The 17907-nt window shown below is 51.5% G+C and carries 15 protein-coding genes; 13 read left to right on the plus strand and 2 right to left on the minus strand.

The genetic code is table 11. The annotated features are described in order from the left end of the window. Nucleotides 1-10: 10 nt before the first annotated feature. Entirely contained in the window at nt 11-1399 is a 1389-nt protein-coding gene (gene pabB / locus ABD892_RS20165; RefSeq protein WP_345197885.1) for an aminodeoxychorismate synthase component I, read from the minus strand. 367 nt (nt 1400-1766) lie between these two features. Here pabB and ABD892_RS20170 point away from each other — a divergent pair, with 367 nt between their 5' ends. From ABD892_RS20170 to prpD, 10 genes are all read left to right on the plus strand, one after another. Beyond that, on the plus strand, nt 1767-1892 hold the full coding sequence (locus ABD892_RS20170; protein ID WP_345197886.1) for a hypothetical protein: 126 nt from the start codon (nt 1767-1769) through the stop codon (nt 1890-1892). Between the two features lie 170 nt (nt 1893-2062). Then, entirely contained in the window at nt 2063-3433 is a 1371-nt protein-coding gene (locus ABD892_RS20175) for a DUF6160 family protein (RefSeq protein ID WP_345197887.1), read from the plus strand. Between the two features lie 106 nt (nt 3434-3539). Continuing rightward, nucleotides 3540-4343, plus strand: a complete 804-nt coding sequence (locus ABD892_RS20180) for a C39 family peptidase (RefSeq protein ID WP_345197888.1) — start codon at nt 3540-3542, stop codon at nt 4341-4343. A gap of 115 nt (nt 4344-4458) precedes the next feature. Further along, nucleotides 4459-5547, plus strand: a complete 1089-nt coding sequence (locus tag ABD892_RS20185; RefSeq protein WP_345197890.1) for a transporter — start codon at nt 4459-4461, stop codon at nt 5545-5547. Nucleotides 5548-5740: 193 nt separating this feature from the next. Beyond that, nucleotides 5741-7273: an outer membrane protein transport protein gene (locus ABD892_RS20190; RefSeq protein ID WP_345197891.1), complete on the plus strand. Its 1533-nt coding sequence runs from the start codon at nt 5741-5743 to the stop codon at nt 7271-7273. 71 nt (nt 7274-7344) lie between these two features. Next, nucleotides 7345-8571, plus strand: a complete 1227-nt coding sequence (locus ABD892_RS20195; protein WP_345197892.1) for a MalM family protein — start codon at nt 7345-7347, stop codon at nt 8569-8571. Between the two features lie 102 nt (nt 8572-8673). Next, nucleotides 8674-9354 (plus strand): GntR family transcriptional regulator, encoded by a 681-nt coding sequence (locus ABD892_RS20200; protein ID WP_345197894.1) that lies wholly within the window; start codon nt 8674-8676, stop codon nt 9352-9354. A 66-nt stretch (nt 9355-9420) separates the two neighbouring features. Continuing rightward, complete coding sequence (prpB, locus tag ABD892_RS20205; protein WP_345197895.1) at nt 9421-10308, plus strand: methylisocitrate lyase; 888 nt, start codon at nt 9421-9423, stop codon at nt 10306-10308. A 71-nt stretch (nt 10309-10379) separates the two neighbouring features. Next, nucleotides 10380-11504 (plus strand): bifunctional 2-methylcitrate synthase/citrate synthase, encoded by a 1125-nt coding sequence (gene prpC, locus ABD892_RS20210; RefSeq protein ID WP_345197897.1) that lies wholly within the window; start codon nt 10380-10382, stop codon nt 11502-11504. A gap of 52 nt (nt 11505-11556) precedes the next feature. Beyond that, nucleotides 11557-13005, plus strand: coding sequence for a 2-methylcitrate dehydratase (prpD, locus tag ABD892_RS20215; protein ID WP_345197898.1), 1449 nt, complete (start codon nt 11557-11559; stop codon nt 13003-13005). Between the two features lie 60 nt (nt 13006-13065). On the opposite strand, the gene ppsR is transcribed toward prpD, so the two are convergent. After that, entirely contained in the window at nt 13066-13884 is an 819-nt protein-coding gene (ppsR, locus tag ABD892_RS20220) for a posphoenolpyruvate synthetase regulatory kinase/phosphorylase PpsR (RefSeq protein ID WP_345197899.1), read from the minus strand. A 304-nt stretch (nt 13885-14188) separates the two neighbouring features. On the opposite strand from ppsR, the gene ppsA reads away from it, so the two are divergent. The 3 genes from ppsA to ABD892_RS20235 all read left to right on the plus strand — a co-directional run bounded on the left by ppsA (nt 14189) and on the right by ABD892_RS20235 (nt 17847). Further along, nucleotides 14189-16561 carry a phosphoenolpyruvate synthase gene (gene ppsA, locus ABD892_RS20225; RefSeq protein WP_345197900.1) on the plus strand — a complete coding sequence of 791 codons (2373 nt, stop codon included), beginning with the start codon at nt 14189-14191 and terminating at the stop codon, nt 16559-16561. Between the two features lie 219 nt (nt 16562-16780). After that, on the plus strand, nt 16781-17269 hold the full coding sequence (gene rraA, locus ABD892_RS20230) for a ribonuclease E activity regulator RraA (RefSeq protein ID WP_345197901.1): 489 nt from the start codon (nt 16781-16783) through the stop codon (nt 17267-17269). Between the two features lie 248 nt (nt 17270-17517). Then, a complete protein-coding gene (locus tag ABD892_RS20235; protein WP_345197902.1) occupies nt 17518-17847 on the plus strand; it encodes a hypothetical protein in 330 nt (109 codons plus the stop codon). Nucleotides 17848-17907: the final 60 nt, after the last annotated feature.

The following is a 17907-nucleotide window of genomic DNA, read 5'->3' on the forward strand; positions in this document are numbered from 1 at the left end:
ACGGGTAGGGCTAGAGTGCTACCCGTTCAGCTTCCATGTTTTCCAGAACATTCATCAGGTTTCTTACCTTGGTGATGGATTCCTGGTATTCCATCTCGCAATCGGAATCTGCCACGATACCGCCGCCACCCCAGCAATGAATCTGCTGGCCATCGGCCACCAGTGTGCGTATGGCAATATTGGTATCCATCCGACCGTGGCTGCTGATATAACCAATCGCGCCGCAATACACGGAGCGTGGGACCGGTTCCAGCTCGCGAATAATCTCCATCGCACGAATCTTGGGTGCGCCAGTGATGGAGCCACCGGGGAACGCATCGCGCAGTAACATCAAGTTGTCATGACCTTCCGCCAGCTGGCCGGTCACTGTGCTGACCAGATGATGGACGTTGGCGTAACTTTCAAGGCCAAACAAGACGGGGACTTTAATCGAACCCGGTTTGCAGTTGCGACCCAAATCGTTGCGAAGCAGATCAACGATCATCAGGTTTTCTGCCCGATCCTTCTCACTGGTCAGCAACTCTGCAGCCGTAGCGATATCTTCATCTGTATCGCGGCCGCGTGGACGGGTTCCTTTGATTGGGCGAGTTTCCACTTCTCCATTGTCGGATCGCAGCAGGCGTTCCGGCGAATGGCTAAGTACTTTGAGTTCTTCAAAATCCAGAAATGCGGCAAATGGCGTCGGGCTGGCTGATCGCAACGCCAGATAAGCTGACCACGGGTCACCCTGGTAGTCGGCAGAAAAGCGTTGAGTCAGATTGACCTGGTAGCAGTCACCGGCGGCAATCCAGTCCTTGATGTGCTGGAAAGCATTTTGATATTCGGACGGCGACATGCTGGCAGAGAAGGGTGTATTCAGATGGAACGCTGAAGAAAATACTGTTGCCGGTTTATGCAGTCGCTGTTCAATACGGTGGCGTTTTTCTTCTGACATATCCGGATGCGCCACCAGCCAGGTTCTGCCGGTATGATGATCCACCACCACGGCCCACAGGTAGAGCCCTACCAGCATGGACGGATGCGATGACCGGCGCGGTTTGATTCGACCTGGCTCCAGACTTTCATTCAGCTCATAACCCCAGTATCCGGCCAGACCACCAGTAAACGGCATTTGTTGACTATCAACCGGAGAAGGGAGTGCCGCATGCAGCGTTTCGAAGGGCGCAGTGGCCAATGGCTGCCAGGTGTCGCTTGTTGACGACTTGCACCAGGTGATGCCGTCCTTATGACGGTAAAGATTTTCCGGTGCGGCCGTCAGGATATCGTACCGGTAACGGTAGTCGCCGCTGGAGCGGGCCACACTGTCGAGCATCAGCGCATTGCCCAGCGACCGAAGACGCTCAAACCACTGGACGGAATCCGTCAGGTGCGGCAGTTCGGTGATGGAAAGGTGTTTCATGGAAGTGTTTCACTGCGGTTTGGCCGGCATTGTATACCGGATGCCATGCGTTCAAAAGGAAGCAATGCGCATTCTCACTGACATACCGCAATGCATTGCCCAAACCAAACGACAATATCCAACTAACGAAGGATGAGTGCGGTCTAAAACATTGACCTATTAGTCAATATTCAATGCTTTGTTGACACTTTATTGACAAAGCTTGCACTTATGTCCCAAAGCAGTTATAAAATTCCGCATACCTTGAACAGGTTGAGCCACAGCGCACAATAATAAAACTGTTGTCCGGCAGGTTTGAAAAAACGCCGGCAAAACAGACAGAACAATAAAGCAAGCATAATAAGAACAATAAAGCGGAAACCTCACAATGTTCAGAGACCCATCCTCAGACCGACACTCCGTCGACGCCCGGAATACCGAAGCCCTGGTCTGCGCCGGCAATGCCTGCCTCGCGGTCAGTCTGGCGGCCGTGTTCCTCTGGACGCTCTGGTAACCGCGGGTTCCGCAGGAATCCAATCGGCTTCGTGCGTCCGCCCTCAGTTGAGCCGTCGTGGAAGGGACGTGGAAGGCGGTCCGGGTCGCTCCCGGTCCGACATGCAATGTACACTGCATTGCAGTACAGGGAAGGCTAACGCCTGAACATGCAACTGGAGACTAATAATAATGAAAGGCCTTAAGAAACTGCCTCTGGCAATTGCCATCTCCTCAGTCATGGCTGCCACAGCCCAGGCTGAACTGAAAGCGCTGGAAGACGAAGCCATGTCTGAAATGACGGGGCAGTCTGGTATCACCATTGAAATGGAAATGCAGGCTGAAGTCGGTGCTGTGACTTATACCGATGAAGGTTCTATCCGTCTTGAAGGTATTACGCTTGATAACAATGGTGGTGCTCTGAGCCAGACAATCAACATTGATATGCTGGAGAAGTCTGACTTAAACGGAAGTGCAGGTGCTGGAATCAAGGCTGCTGGCGATGTTATCAAAGTCGGCATCACTGCAATGGAAATGGATGTTGAAGTTGATGCGATTCGTACAGGTGATGCCAGCGCAGCCAGCTTGGGTCAGCTGAATATTGAGGATATTGCTATGAATGGCACAGACATGTATGTCTACGCCCTTGATGGCAAAAAAGGTATCGGTGTTGATGCGATTATCAATCAGTCAATCGGGCGGGTAAGCTTTACCGATATTGATCCTAATGCTGCTAATGGTGTTGAAGATGGCGGTACTGTAGCACTTAACGATATCAAAATATCCACTTTGGATATGACAGGCACTGAGGTTACCGTTATTGATGGTTCTGAGAATCCTTACGGCACTTTCGATGCCGTGAAAGTAACCATGCCGGGTATCAATAATGGATCGATTTCAGTTGGTGGCATTCAGGTTGGTAGCGCGACTGATGATACTTATGACCAGTTCAATCAGACTATCGGTGCGGTAGAGCTGAACGGTCTTAATCTTGTCGGTACAGATATGTATGTTTATGCGCCAGATACTGGCAGCGGTATTCGTGTTACTCAGCAAATGAACGTTACCTTGGGTGAAGTCACCTATGTTGCTGGCGTTCTTGATGCTGATACTGCAGATAAAACTGTTGCTGCATTGAGTGCAAAGAAAACCGAAGTTGATGGTCAAGCGGCAGGATATTTGGCGGCTAATCCGTCAGCAAGTGCAGATTCCGCAAGTCCTGATTTTGACCCAACCTACGCCGCTTTGGTAGGTGCCTCGGCAGATCTCGGCGCCAAAATTGCCGTTGCTGATAAAGTGTATTACAAGAGCGGTGAGCTTGGCGGCACAGGCAGAACTGGTGACGGTGTCGGCTCTGTAACATTGTCAGACGTAAACCTGACTTCTGGTATTAGTACTGTTGCTATTGATGTTAATGCGAGCAACCAGTTAGTAATTGATGCGCCGATGACCAACGCTAACATCACGGTTGGTGATATATATGTTGGTGATGGAAACCTAGGTGGTTTGGCTATCACTGGCCTGAACATGACCACCAATAGTCTCACTGTGTATGCACACTAAGTTCGTATAACGTGATGAATAAAAGGCCGACCGGTTTACCGGTCGGCCTTTTTTACTTAAACTGCACGAAAGTACAAATAATAAAAACAACAAAAGACCGACTTCCATGATTGAAATTCTGCTGGGCAGCCTGCTTGCCGTTTTCGGCGTCAATACCGCGTTTGAGGTCAAGCCAAAGGACGAGGGGACGGTCTACTTTGAACAGCAGGCCGCCAATATCCCGGTGACCGACCAAACGGCTGTCGAGCCGCTCGCCAAACTGAAATACAAGAACATCATCCGGCAGACCTATGACTACAGTTGTGGTTCTGCCGCACTCACGACACTGCTGGATTACTACCTGGGCCGAAATCTGACAGAACGTCAGGTCATGGAAGGGCTGCTCAAATTCGGTGAAGCTGACAAAATTGTTGCCCGACGCGGTTTCTCCCTGCTGGATATGAAGCGTTTCACCCGCGCCATCGGCCATAAAAGCGGTGGATTTCGCGCCAGCATGGATGATTTGGCTGAGCTGGATCACCCGGCTATTGTTCCCATCGAATACGCAGGCTTTAAGCATTTCGTGGTGGTGCGGGAAGTGTATAACGGCCATGTCTATGTGGCAGACCCGGCAGTCGGAAATATCAGCTTTACCATTGAGCGTTTTAAGGAAGTCTGGGATCGTAATGTTCTGTTTATCGTGTTCCCGAACGGTCATGCGCCGCTGCCAAACCTGGAATTGCGTAATGAAGATATGCGGGTCGTGGATGAAAGCACCATCAACTATCTGGCTTTTCAGGAATTCCCGCAGTTTAACAATCCAATGGAAAACCGTCTGAAGGATGCTGCGGCTATTCGTCGGCTGGAAAATGCCACAAGCAGTGGCGAGGTTGGCGCAAGTGTCGGTGGTATGTCTTATAAACGGCAATAACATCGGTAGAGAAAAACCGGTAGAATGCCGTGACTGGATCACAGCCGGATGACACCACCAGAAGTATCACCGGCAATAAAAGAATAAAAAATAACAATAACAAGAGCGTATCAGGATGAAGTTTCGCATTTCTGCGTTGACCATGGGGATTGCCCTTGGCGGCCTGGCCTGGACCGGGTACGCTGCCGCCGCCGACTCATCAGACGCCCGCAGTGCTCTGGCTAAACAAGACGGTGACGCCGACCAGAGCAAGCAGCTTGAGGAAGTTTTTCAGGCGGCGGAGAAAAGTTATTCGCTGCTGAAATCCGGTGATACCCGGCTGACCTATTCCTTCAATTATTCCAATACCCGTGACGCCCGGATTGATTTCGCCAATGCCACCGGCACCAATGGTACTGAGGTTGTCACCAATTTTGTCCGGAATACGACGGACCATACCTTCACCAATACATTCAGTTTTGATTACGGCATCTGGGACAACCTGACGTTCTCGGTGCGGATTCCGTTGGTTGCCAAGTATTCCGAAAATAAGTCGGTGGCGGCTGGCAGCTATATCAGTAAAGAAAAAACGGTGTATGGGGTGGGCGATATCGGTTTGAGCCTGCGTTGGCAGCCGTTTGAGGTTCGCCCTGGTCGCCCGTCCCTGACGCTGAACAGCTCCTTTAATCTGAAAACCGGCGAGAGTCCCTACGAGATCAATCCTGACAAGGATCTTTCCACGGGGAGTGGTTATTTCTCCCTCGGTTTCGGGGCAAGCCTTTCCCATGTTCTGGATCCGGTCGTACTGTTTGGTTCCGTTGGTTACAACATCAATTTCGAAGAGACGGGTCTGAACCAGTACCAGGGTGATCCGACCAACCGTAACCTCAACCCCAATCAGGATACCCTGACCCTGTCATCCGTAAACCCGGGCGACAGTTATTCCATGAATATGGGATTTGCCTATTCGCTCTCCTATGACGTTTCCATGAGTGCGTCCTATCAGATGTCTTACAGCCGGGAGAGTGTGTTCACGTTCAAGGATGGCCGGAGCGTGGATTCACCCTCCAGCACCTCGGGGATTATCAATATGTCACTGGGGCTGCGGATGTCGCCCACCTATATCGTCAATATCAATGCGGGTTTCGGCCTGACCGAGGATTCCCCGGATATCCTGCTGGGCTTTTCGCTGCCGCTCGACCTGGAGGGTCTGAAGGCGGAGTAGTTGTTCTGGCTGTTAATGCCCCCGGTTATCTGGGGCAGCAAGACAAGCGAATGCTGGCTGACAGCTGATCTAATAACAAGAACAAGAAGAAATGCGCAGTATGATCAGGACTTTTTCAGGCTATGACAGACCGGGATGGTGGGCAACGCTACTAGTACTTACGTACTTTTTCGTGTCACCAATTCAGGCGCAGATGGCTCAGAACCTTACCATCGGTAACCCGAAAGCCATGGCCATGGCCAATGCAGTCACGGCGGACTTTGTCGGGCTGGATAATGTGCATTACAACCCGGCTGGACTGGTCGATCTGAAAGGACGGCAGTTTGAAACCAAGATCATTGCCGCTTATATGGATATCCGGGCAGAGTTTGAACCCGGTGAAAATTACGACTTCTTTGGGTTTGATGCGGATAATGATCCCGTCTCCTACACCAAAAGTCAGACTGCAACCCCAGCCATGTATATTCCCGGTGTCGGACTGACCTCGGTACCCGCACTGATTGCTCCGCTTAATGGTGTGTCCTTCAATCCACCGGGTTCAAAGTTCACGTTTGCCAACAATCTTTATGCGCCTATGGCGCTGGGCTTCAGCCGGGATGAGGGTGATGATCCTGCGGCATTCCAGGGACAGAAAGTAGCGTTGCAGCGCATTACTTATTTGTCTCCATCCATTGGTTACAAAATCAATGATCAATTAGATGTCGGATTGTCCGTTGGTTTTTCTCACCAGGCCTTGGCGATGGAGCAGAAATTCCGCAGCCCGAATGACCTGCTGGCATTGAATGCTAACCCGGCAATACAAACCCTGTTTTGTGATACCGCAGTTATTAATGTGTTAACGGCTATTTTTCTTGATATCTGTCAGGGGGATGCCAACCCCTTTGCCAATATGGCGGATATGTCATTGGAAATGACTGAAACTCTGTCGCCTACCTACAACCTCGGCCTGCGCTGGAAACCCTACGACTGGCTGCGTTTCGGGCTGGTTTATCAAAGCGAAGCGAAGATGAATCTCAAGGGGAATTATTCCTTTGAGTATTCCGATGGTTTCTTTGAATTTATGAAAGGTTTTGCCGGTGTCTACAACCCGTCCATCTTCGGCGCAGCATTGGTTGGACCCATCAGCGCCAAGCAGAAAGAAGAAGGCATTGCTTCCATGAAGCTCACCTATCCGCAGCATATTTCCGGTGGGGTGAGTGTCGATCTGACGCCTAAGCTGACCATGAACTTTGATTTAAAGTGGACCGATTACGATGTCTGGGAGAACTTCGTCATTGAGTTCGATAGACAGGTCATGGCCATGCAGTTTGCGACGATTCTGGCGCCAGCAAACGCACAGCCCAACAGGATCACTATGCCTCGTGGGTATGAGAGTAAGTGGAGCTGGGCGATTGGTTTTGAATACGATGTCAGCAACCGTCTCAGTCTGCGTTGGGGCTATGAAAACCGACCATCCTCCATCCCGGCAGACAAAGCCGATATCATGGCGCCCCTGGGGGATGCCCACATTATCGGTTTGGGCTTTGGCTACCAGTGGGATAAGGAATCTGTCGTGGATGTCGGTTTCCAGTATTTCTGGTCCAAGCAGGAAATCCCTGCAGGTACCAGCTGTAACGTCAACTGTGACGGCATCACCGATCTGGTTTACAACCCCTATGCCGGGATGGATCTTGAAACCAGTGTTAACGCCTATATCTTCTCTCTTTCTTACCGGACCCGTTTCTGATCAGCTGATGCGCCAATTGGCTTGAAAGCCGGGCGCTAAGCAGGGAAGATGGAACCCGGGAGGGCGGCAGTATGAGAATAATAACCCGGTGCTGTTCTGGCAGTGTGTTTGTGTTGAGTGTGATGGCAGGTCTTGCGGTATTACCTGCTAATGGCGCGGAACGCTATTTTACGTATATCGATGAGACCGGAAAGGTTCGAAATCTGTTTCTGGATGAAGAATTCAAGGAACAGCAGAACGAAGTTCGTCACCGTATCAGTTTATCCAGTTATATAGATCCTTACGATAACCCCACTTCTATTGCCTACCAGAATTTTACGCCGTCCTCAGAAAAAAAACGTCGCTACTTCACCTGGGTGGATGCTGACGGTACGGTACAAAGCAGCTTTTATTCAGACCAGTCCGATATCAAACCGCGAGACCAGTATGTACTCGGGTCCGGCGAACGCGCCAGCAGTTATGTGGATGCAGATGCGCTGGAAGGGCGCGGTTTTGTCCGCAGTGAAAATGGTCAACCGTATTACACCTGGACTGATGCAGAAGGGCGGATACAGAATACTGCAATTACCACGGAGCAGCGGGCACAAGCTTTCAAACGTCCCAAACTACCGGGGATTGGCAGTCGAAGCCATGACTTTACCGATGGCAATGAGTTATTGCTAAAAGAGTTACCTGCACCTGTGTCGAAGAATATTGCCTTGAGCCCAGAATTGGCAGGGATTCTGGATGCAGACCGTGAACAGCGACGTCGGCCGCAACGTGCGCGTGATGCCGAGCTGGCAAAAGCCTTTAGCGATGGCTGCTGTATCCAGATGGATGTACGAAATTTTGAAAAGCTCGGTGTCGATCAGGCCAAATATGATGAATTTAATCGCTTCACGCCACTGTTCGATTTTCCGACAGGGATGAGTTACTACAGTGGCTATGTGATCCCGGATGATAAGCCCAGCTCTGCCATTCGAGTGCGTAGTTTTTCCAATCAGGATGTGATGTATCCCAGTCTGCTGTTTCTGGATTCAGCCCGGCGCCCAACCCGTCTGGTCACCGATGCAATCTACCGCTTAAATCCCGAAACCTGGCACAGCTATGCCTACATTGAAGGTATTGTTGCGATAAACCCGAGATTAGGTGAACGCTATGTGGTTGTCATGACCACGGAAGAAGCCCTGCATCAGCAAACCCTTGATAACAAGCCCTTCGCCCGACCACTGGATATGGCGCCAGTCGTGGCAGAAGAGGGCATGGTGATAAGGCAGCACGCTTCAACCGGTTCCTTTGAGGTCACCTTCCTGAAATAAGACAGTATTGTTGACAATTGTATCCTTGACGCTCGGTTTATACCTATATAAGCTCAGCATCACCGATTAATTGTCGACAATATCAAGAATAATAAAACGTTCATGAATCAGCCGGAACCCCGCACGTTGTCCGATCGTGTGTTCACGCATATCCAGCGTGCCATCGTGCGTGGTGATATTCCGGGTGGCAGCAAACTCAGTGAATCCGGGCTGGCGGAACAGTACGGTATCAGCCGTGGCCCCTTGCGAGAGGCCATCCGTCGCCTTGAAGGCTGTAAACTGGTGATTCGTGAACCTCACAGCGGCACACGAGTGGTGTCTCTCTCTACCGAAGAACTCCTTGATATCTACCATATCCGTGAAGTCATGGAAGGGCTGGCCTGTCGCCTGGCGGCTGCCAATATGACCCAGGCCCAGATTGACGATATGCGTCGTTTGCTGGACCAGCATCGCGAACAGTCCGAACTTAAAGAGGGTATTGCCTACTTCCAGCAGGAAGGGGATCTGGACTTTCATTACCGGATTATCAGCGCCTCAGGCAATCGCAAGCTGGTCGAGTTGCTCTGCGGTGAACTTTACCACCTGATTCGCATGTATCGCTATCGATTCAGTACGCAACAGAATCGTCCTCTGAGAGCATTTACTGAACATCAGCAGATTATTGATGCCCTGGCCGATCGGGACGGTGAATTGGCGGAATTGTTGATGCGCCGACATATCCGTGTCTCCCGTAACCGGCTGGAAGAACGGATTAAATCAGGATTTGAGGCTGCGCCGCCGTGACAGTGGGGCAGGCTGTACTAAAACAGTAGCGATGACAACGACTGTACGAACAACAGGAAACCGCGTATGACCGAACTGACACCCGGCCAGAAGTTTCGCAAGGCCGTTGAAGCGAACAACCCACTGCAGGTGGTGGGGACCATCAATGCCTATTGCGCCATGATGGCCGAGAAAACAGGGCATCAGGCGATTTACCTGTCAGGTGGCGGGGTAGCGAATGCCTCCTATGGCTTGCCGGACCTGGGCATGACCTCCATGAATGATGTGCTGGAAGATGTGCGCCGGATCACGGCGGCCAGCAGTCTGCCACTGCTGGTCGATATCGACACGGGGTGGGGTGGGGCGTTCAATATTGCCCGAACCATCAAGGAAATGACCCGGGCAGGTGCAGCAGCCGTTCATATTGAAGACCAGGTGGCTCAGAAGCGCTGTGGTCATCGCCCCAACAAAGCCATTGTCAGTAAGGAGGAGATGGTTGATCGGGTTAAAGCGGCGGTGGATGCCCGTACCGATGAAAGCTTTGTCATCATGGCCCGTACCGATGCGCTGGCCGTAGAAGGTATGGATGCGGCCATCGAGCGAGCCTGTCTTTGTGTTGATGCGGGTGCCGACATGATCTTTCCGGAAGCCATGCAGACATTGGACGATTATCGTCGTTTTGTTGAGGCTGTGACGGTACCGGTTCTGGCCAATATCACGGAATTTGGTCAAACGCCGCTGTTCAATTGCCAGGAGCTCGGGGATGCCGGTATTGCCATGGTGCTCTATCCGTTAAGTGCATTCCGCGCCATGAACCAGGCGGCGCTGAACGTCTATCAGCACCTGCTGAATGATGGAGATCAAACCCAGGTAGTCGACACCATGCAAACCCGGATGGATCTGTACGATTTTCTTGATTATCACACCTACGAGCAGACTATTGATCGTCTGTTTGTAGAAAAGGGCGAAGAATAAACTGGCAGAACAACGCGTTAGCAACAATTCTTAACGACGTCTCTTACACACAAGAACCAGAGGGAGCACGTATGGCTGAGAAGAAACTGACCGGCGCCGGCCTCCGCGGCCAGACGGCAGGACAGACGGCACTCTGTACCGTGGGCAAAAGCGGCACCGGTCTCACTTACCGGGGTTACGACATCCATGAACTGGCGAAATACGGCACGTTTGAGGAAATCGCCTGGTTGTTGTTTCACGGTGAGTTGCCAAACAGTGAAGAACTCGCGAATTACAAAAAGAAGCTGCAGGGTTTACGTGGATTACCTGAACCGCTGAAGCAATGTCTGGAATTGATTCCTGCGGATGCGCATCCCATGGATGTCATGCGAACCGGTTGCTCCATGCTGGGTAATCTGGAAACGGAAACTGATTTTAGCCAGCAGCAGGATGTGACTGACCGGTTACTGGCAGCATTTCCTTCAATCCTCCTTTACTGGTACCGCTTCAGTCACGATGGCGTGCGCATTGAAACAGAAACGGATGATGACACCATTGCTGGCCATTTCCTGCATTTGCTGCACGGTAAAAAACCGGCGGATAATCATCGTCGCTGCATGGATGCCTCCCTGATTCTTTATGCTGAGCATGAATTCAATGCGTCGACGTTTACGGCCCGTGTCTGTGCATCCACGCTGTCGGATATGCATTCCTGTGTGACTGCAGCAATCGGATCGCTCCGTGGACCGCTGCATGGTGGTGCCAACGAAGCGGCCATGGAAATGATTGAACGTTTCCAGTCACCGGAAGAAGCGAAAGAAGCCATTCTTGGCATGCTGGAACGCAAGGACAAGATCATGGGCTTCGGGCATGCAATCTACCAAACCTCTGATCCAAGGAACGGCATCATCAAGGAGTGGTCAAAGGTCTTGGGCGAAGAAGTGGGTGATACCGTGCTGTATCCGGTATCGGAAATCATTGAGCAGGTCATGTGGGATGAGAAAAAGCTGTTCCCCAATGCGGACTTCTTCCATGCCTCGGCTTACCACTTTATGGGTATTCCAACCAAGCTGTTTACGCCGATCTTTGTCTGTTCACGGCTGACCGGCTGGGCTTCCCACGTGATGGAGCAACGTGCGAATAACCGGATTATCCGCCCATCGGCTGAGTATATCGGCCCGGAACCTCGTTCCTGGGTTGGCGTAGAAGAACGCTAAGAATCGTAGTACTGCATTAGTAACGTCTTACAACCAGAAGTCAGAGAAAACAATGAGTGCAAACGTTGATGTAAATGAACGTCCTGATTACGACCAGGTACTGCAGGATATCGCTGATTATGTTCTCAATTACAAGATTGAGTCGGAAGAGGCGCTGGATACCGCCCGTAACTGCCTGATGGATACCCTGGGCTGTGGTCTGCTGGCGCTGCGCTTTCCCGAGTGCACCAAGCATCTTGGCCCCATCGTTGAAGGAACAGTGGTTCCCCACGGTTCACGAGTGCCAGGCACATCCTTCCGTCTGGATCCGGTAAAAGCCGCCTGGGACATTGGCTGTATTATCCGCTGGCTGGATTACAACGATACCTGGCTGGCGGCTGAATGGGGGCATCCGTCTGATAACCTGGGCGGCATCCTGGGTGCGGCCGATTACCTGTCCCAGAAGCGCATCGCCGATGGCCAGGCACCGCTGACCATGCGTGCTGTACTGGAAGCCATGATCATGGCGCACGAGATTCAGGGCTGTCTGGCGCTGGAAAACAGTTATAACCGGGTCGGCCTGGATCACGTGGTGCTGGTGAAGGTGGCCTCAACCGCCGTGGTCGCGAAACTGAAGGGTGCAAACCGTGAACAGCTACTGGCAGCCCTTTCCCATGCCTGGGTGGATGGCCAGTCTCTGCGTACTTACCGTCATGCCCCGAATGCGGGTTCTCGAAAGTCCTGGGCGGCCGGCGATGCGACTTCTCGTGCGGTTCGTCTGGCGGATATCGCCATGCGTGGCGAGATGGGGGTTCCCGGTATACTGAGTGCGCCCAAGTGGGGCTTTTATGATGTGCTGTTCAAGGGGCAGGAATTCAAATTCCAGCGTCCTTATGACAGTTATGTCATGGAACACGTGCTCTTCAAGATTTCATTCCCGGCTGAGTTCCATTCCCAGACTGCCGCTGAAGCTGCGGTTCGCCTGCATGATCAGGTGAAAGGACGTATTGATGAGATCGAGCGGGTTGAAATCACCACCCATGAATCCGCAATCCGGATCATCTCCAAGGTCGGCCCATTGGCCAATGCCGCTGACCGGGATCACTGTCTCCAGTATATGACAGCTGTGCCGCTGTTGTTTGGCAACCTGGTGGCTGAGCACTATGAAGATGACTTCCACGCAGCACATCCAGAAATTGATGAACTGCGTGAGAAGATGGTCATCCTGGAAGATGAGCGTTATTCCCGTGAGTATCACGAGCCGGAGAAACGTTCTATTGCGAATGCTATCCAGGTGTTCTTCAAGGATGGCTCCAGCACAGAGAAAGTGGCGGTAGAGTATCCGATTGGTCATCGTCGCCGTCGTGAAGAAGGGATTCCGCTGCTGGAAGCCAAGTTCAAGGCTAACCTGGCGACCCGTTTCCCGGCAGGTCGTTCCGATGCAATCTTTGATTTGTGCAAGGACCAGGCGAAGCTGGAAGCCACGCCCGTCAACGCTTTCATGGATCTGTTTGTGATTTGATCGCTATGGAAAACGCCCAGTCTTTTGCTGGGCGTTTTTTCTTCTGAACAATTTTCGGCCTTATTTCAACCGACGCTCAATGCCGGTCTGGGCAATAATGCGCGTCGCGATTTCCTCAACCGAATAACGTGTGGTATTGATATAGGGGATGTTTTCCCGCTGAAACATCTGCTCCACCTCATTCACTTCCATTTCACACTGTCGGGCAGACGAATAGCGGCTGTTAGGCCGGCGTTCGTTACGAATCGCCGCCAGGTGCTCGGCATCAATGGTCAGGCCAAACAGTTTGTTTTTGTGCTCTTTTAGGATAGCGGGCAGGCGCATCATATCCAGATCATCTTCAGTGATCGGATAGTTGGCTGCGCGAATGCCGAACTGTAGGCCCATATACAAGCAGGTGGGAGTCTTTCCGCAGCGGGAGACGCCAATGATCAGGACATCCGCTTTGTCGTAATAGCGAGTCTTGGCGCCATCGTCGTTATCGAGGGCGAAGTGAACAGCATCAATCCGCTGGTTGTACTGGGTATTGGCGGTGATGGCGCGCTTCTGGCCAATCTTGTGCATGGCGTGCTGGCGCAATTCCTGTTCCAGTCCGGGCATGAAAGCTTGAAAAATATCCGTTGTATAGGCGTTGGCGCCTTTCATGATTTCGCTGATTTGCTCATCAATGATGGTGCTGAAGAGCAGTGGCTTGTGCTCACTGATTTCTGCCTGCCGATTAATGTCGGCGACTACCGCCTGGGCTTTTTCCGGGGTATCCACGTAGGGCAGGGTGAGGTTATCGAACTCTACATGGTCAAACTGCGCCAACAGACTCTTGCCAAAGGATTCCGCGGTAATGCCGGTACCGTCCGAGATAAAATAAACTTTGCGTTTCATTCCTGTGTTCCAGACCACGGAAGTGGCTTCAAAGGTGCCCAACTGCCAGAAAAACTGACAAAAATCATAGGCACTGGCTGTTTGTTCGTGTTACAAAGACGCGCTTTCAGATAGGTAAAAGTCCCTAATCCTTGGTGACGGGATTCACAACCAGTGTCTGCTGGTCGTATAGTACGGCCATCTGACGTTGCTGACAAAGGGCTCCGAACCTGCGCATTTTCCGTTTATACTTGTGCGACCTTGTTCGAGCCACTGACTTTTTTGCCGGGAACCCGGATAAAGTTCCAAATCAGGGGGTGATACCTTGGAAGAGTATGTAATTGCCTTTGAGCACCTGGGAGCAGGTGACGTTGAACGTGTGGGCGGCAAGAACGCCTCTCTGGGAGAGATGATCAGTAACCTGGCGGGCGCCGGGGTGTCTGTTCCCGGAGGGTTTGCTACCACCGCAAAGGCGTACCGGGAGTTTCTGGAAAAGAGCGGCCTGAATGAACGCATTCACTCGCTGCTCGACACCCTGGATGTGGACGATGTCCGCGCACTGGCCGAGGCGGGCGCCAATATCCGCCAGTGGGTGATGGATGAGCCGTTCCAGCCTGCGCTGGAAGATGCTATCCGTACAGCTTTCACCAGCCTGCAGAATGGTAATGAGAACCTCTCTGTTGCGGTTCGTTCCTCTGCCACTGCCGAAGACCTGCCCGATGCCTCTTTTGCAGGCCAGCAGGAGACCTTCCTCAATATTCGTGGTTATGACAATGTCATCCACGCCGTAAAAGAAGTGTTCGCTTCCCTGTTCAATGACCGTGCGATCGCCTATCGGGTGCACCAGGGTTTTGATCACCGTGAAGTGGCGCTGTCTGCCGGTATTCAGCGCATGGTGCGCAGTGAAACCGCGGCTTCTGGTGTTATGTTCACGCTGGATACTGAATCAGGTTTCCGTGATGCGGTATTCATTACGTCCTCTTATGGCCTGGGTGAAACGGTTGTACAGGGTGCCGTGAATCCGGACGAATTCTACGTGCACAAGCCGACCCTGGAAGCGGGTCGTCATGCGATTCTCCGCCGCAACCTGGGCAGCAAAGCCATTAAAATGATGTATACCGATGACCACAGTGCGGGCCGTTCGGTAAAAACCATTGACGTGGATGTGGCGGAACGTCAGCGCTTCTCCGTTTCGGATGATGAAGTGCAGGCCCTGGCGCGTCAGGCGCTGATCATCGAAAAGCACTACGAGCGCCCCATGGATATTGAATGGGCGAAAGATGGTGATGATGGTGAGCTGTATATCGTTCAGGCCCGTCCGGAAACGGTTAAGAGCCGTAGTGAAGGCAACACCATGGAACGTTACTTGCTCAGCGAGAAAGGGACGGTTCTGGTGGAAGGCCGCAGTATCGGCCAGAAGATCGGTAGCGGTGTGGTTAAGGTCATCCATAACCTGTCTGAAATGGACAAGGTTCAACCCGGCGATGTGCTGGTCACCGATATGACCGACCCGGACTGGGAACCGATCATGAAGCGGGCTGCCGCGATCGTGACCAATCGTGGTGGCAGAACCTGTCACGCGGCGATCATTGCCCGTGAACTGGGTATTCCGGCCGTTGTCGGTTGTGGGGATGCCACGGAAAAACTCAGTGAAGGTCAGGCTGTCACCGTTTCCTGTGCGGAAGGTGATACCGGCATGATCTATGAAGGCAAGCTGGACTTCGATATTCGTACCAACAGTGTCGACAGCATGCCGGATCTGCCGTTCAAGATTATGATGAACGTCGGTAACCCGGACCGTGCCTTTGACTTTGCGGCACTGCCAAATGCGGGTGTTGGTCTGGCACGTCTGGAGTTCATCATCAACCGGATGATCGGTGTTCACCCGAAAGCATTGTTCAACTATGACAACCTGCCGGCGGATATCCGCAGTAGCGTTGACAAGCGCATCTCCGGTTATGCCAGCCCCGTTGACTTCTACGTTGAGAAACTGGTGGAAGGTGTGGCTTCTATTGCGGCAGCCTTCTATCCGAAGAAAGTCATCGTCCGGATGTCTGACTTCAAATCCAACGAATATGCGAACCTGATCGGCGGTCGTCTGTACGAGCCGGAAGAAGAGAACCCGATGCTGGGCTTCCGTGGAGCTTCCCGTTACGTGTCTGACAGTTTCCGTGATTGCTTCGAGTTGGAATGCCGCGCCATGAAGAAGGTGCGTGACGAAATGGGTCTGACTAACGTCGAACTGATGATCCCATTTGTTCGTACCGTTGGTGAAGCCAAGCAGGTTATTGATCTGCTGGCAGAAAACGGCCTGCGTCGTGGCGAGAACGGTTTGCGTGTCATCATGATGTGCGAGCTGCCTTCCAACGCAATTCTGGCCAGTGAATTCCTCGAGTATTTCGATGGATTCTCTATCGGTTCCAACGATATGACCCAGCTGACCTTGGGGCTGGATCGGGATTCCGGCATCATTGCGCACCTGTTTGATGAACGGAATGCGGCTGTGAAGGCGATGCTTTCCATGGCGATTCAGGCGTGCCGCAAGGCCGGTAAGTACATCGGTATCTGTGGTCAGGGCCCATCTGACCATCCGGATCTGGCCAAGTGGCTGATGGAAGAGGGGATTGAGACGGTTTCCCTGAATCCAGATTCCGTGCTGGATACTTGGTTCTACCTGGCGGATCAGAAGATCGACTAAGGTAAATCGCATTCACTAACCAGTGCGATAAAAAGGGTGAAGCCAGATGCTTCGCCCTTTTTTTATTCGCTCTAATTAAGGCGAATGTCTACTCGGTGAGTAGTTTTTCAGGCATTTTCCTTTGAAGTTTGGGTTTTCTCTTGTCTGACACCGACTGTTGAATTGCGAAATTTGGTTGGCATGTAATAATCACCTCACCAGACGTTGAGGATAATAACAATGCAATATGTAACACCTGATCTGTGTGATGCTTACCCTGACTTGGTTCAAGTCGTGGAACCCGGTTTTCGCAACTATGGCGGCGTACTTTCGTTTGGTGGCGAAATCATCACTGTTAAATGCTATGAAGATAATTCCCGCGTCAAAGAGCTGGTTGATGAAAACGGTGAAGGGAAGGTCATGGTGGTTGATGCCGGTGGTTCCATGCGTCGTGCCTGTCTGGGCGATATGCTGGCAGAAAAGGCAGCTCAAAATGGTTGGGCTGGAATCATCATGTATGGCTGCATTCGCGACGTCGATGTTATCGCGCAGCTTCCTCTGGGGGTCCAGGCGCTAGGCTCGCACCCCATGAAAACGGATAAAAAAGGGATCGGCGAAATAAATGTGCCTGTTACCTTTAAAGGCGTAACATTTTTTCCCGGTCATTATATTTATGCCGACAACAATGGTGTTATTGTTTCGGCATCAGGTTTGACAATACCTTCATGAGCGCCAGGGTTAGGTAATAAACAATTGCCTGACCCATAGATTCGATTGTTATTAATTTTAAATTAATATATTGCTGTTTTTTATAAAAATACTTACTGTGCTCGGCGCTAAGATCAATGTAAAAACAATCTGAAACTAAATTTGGTTTCGATAGTCAAATATTACTCAACTCAAGGGATGGTTAATATTCGAGATTTCCGATGATAACAACGGGTGCGACAGCGGCTAATGATCAGCAGAGAAGGCAAATGGAAACCAATGCCGCTGATGAGATCATAAATGCGAGTACCGTAGATTTTCGCAGACTTCAACCTTCCCATTCAACACCTGTCGTTGTACCGCCAGCCCCCCGAAAAATGCTATCCGATTATGTTATTCAACCTGTAGCGAATGCAGCAATTACAGTTTGTATCTATGTCCTAAGCGCGATTGTTAGTATTGCACTTTTTATTCAAAAAAATGGAACGAATAATAATCCACAGAGCATGCCAGCTCTTTCTGTGAGTGATACTCATCGAGCGCGTGGTGTCATTGATAATCTTGCCAATAAAATTAAACCTGATTACCACCTAACATAAGCCATTCTCCCGTCTAAACTTACGACACTGGTTTTCCTTGGGTTAGGAGACGTGTCATGG

The organism is Kistimonas scapharcae, from assembly GCF_039540975.1.
In the GTDB taxonomy this organism is placed as follows: Bacteria; Pseudomonadota; Gammaproteobacteria; order Pseudomonadales; family Endozoicomonadaceae; genus Kistimonas; species Kistimonas scapharcae.

What these genes read in the sequence shown, in the direction of transcription:
- ABD892_RS20175 (WP_345197887.1), top strand. Translation starts at nt 2,063, where the DNA reads ATGAAAGGCCTTAAGAAACTGCCTCTGGCAATTGCCATCTCCTCAGTC.
- rraA (WP_345197901.1), top strand. Translation starts at nt 16,781, where the DNA reads ATGCAATATGTAACACCTGATCTGTGTGATGCTTACCCTGACTTGGTT.
- ABD892_RS20190 (WP_345197891.1), top strand. Translation starts at nt 5,741, where the DNA reads ATGGCTCAGAACCTTACCATCGGTAACCCGAAAGCCATGGCCATGGCC.
- ABD892_RS20235 (WP_345197902.1), top strand. Translation starts at nt 17,518, where the DNA reads ATGGAAACCAATGCCGCTGATGAGATCATAAATGCGAGTACCGTAGAT.
- pabB (WP_345197885.1), bottom strand. Translation starts at nt 1,399, where the DNA reads ATGAAACACCTTTCCATCACCGAACTGCCGCACCTGACGGATTCCGTC.
- ppsR (WP_345197899.1), bottom strand. Translation starts at nt 13,884, where the DNA reads ATGAAACGCAAAGTTTATTTTATCTCGGACGGTACCGGCATTACCGCG.
- ABD892_RS20200 (WP_345197894.1), top strand. Translation starts at nt 8,674, where the DNA reads ATGAATCAGCCGGAACCCCGCACGTTGTCCGATCGTGTGTTCACGCAT.
- prpB (WP_345197895.1), top strand. Translation starts at nt 9,421, where the DNA reads ATGACCGAACTGACACCCGGCCAGAAGTTTCGCAAGGCCGTTGAAGCG.
- prpD (WP_345197898.1), top strand. Translation starts at nt 11,557, where the DNA reads ATGAGTGCAAACGTTGATGTAAATGAACGTCCTGATTACGACCAGGTA.
- prpC (WP_345197897.1), top strand. Translation starts at nt 10,380, where the DNA reads ATGGCTGAGAAGAAACTGACCGGCGCCGGCCTCCGCGGCCAGACGGCA.
- ABD892_RS20185 (WP_345197890.1), top strand. Translation starts at nt 4,459, where the DNA reads ATGAAGTTTCGCATTTCTGCGTTGACCATGGGGATTGCCCTTGGCGGC.
- ABD892_RS20170 (WP_345197886.1), top strand. Translation starts at nt 1,767, where the DNA reads ATGTTCAGAGACCCATCCTCAGACCGACACTCCGTCGACGCCCGGAAT.
- ABD892_RS20195 (WP_345197892.1), top strand. Translation starts at nt 7,345, where the DNA reads ATGAGAATAATAACCCGGTGCTGTTCTGGCAGTGTGTTTGTGTTGAGT.
- ABD892_RS20180 (WP_345197888.1), top strand. Translation starts at nt 3,540, where the DNA reads ATGATTGAAATTCTGCTGGGCAGCCTGCTTGCCGTTTTCGGCGTCAAT.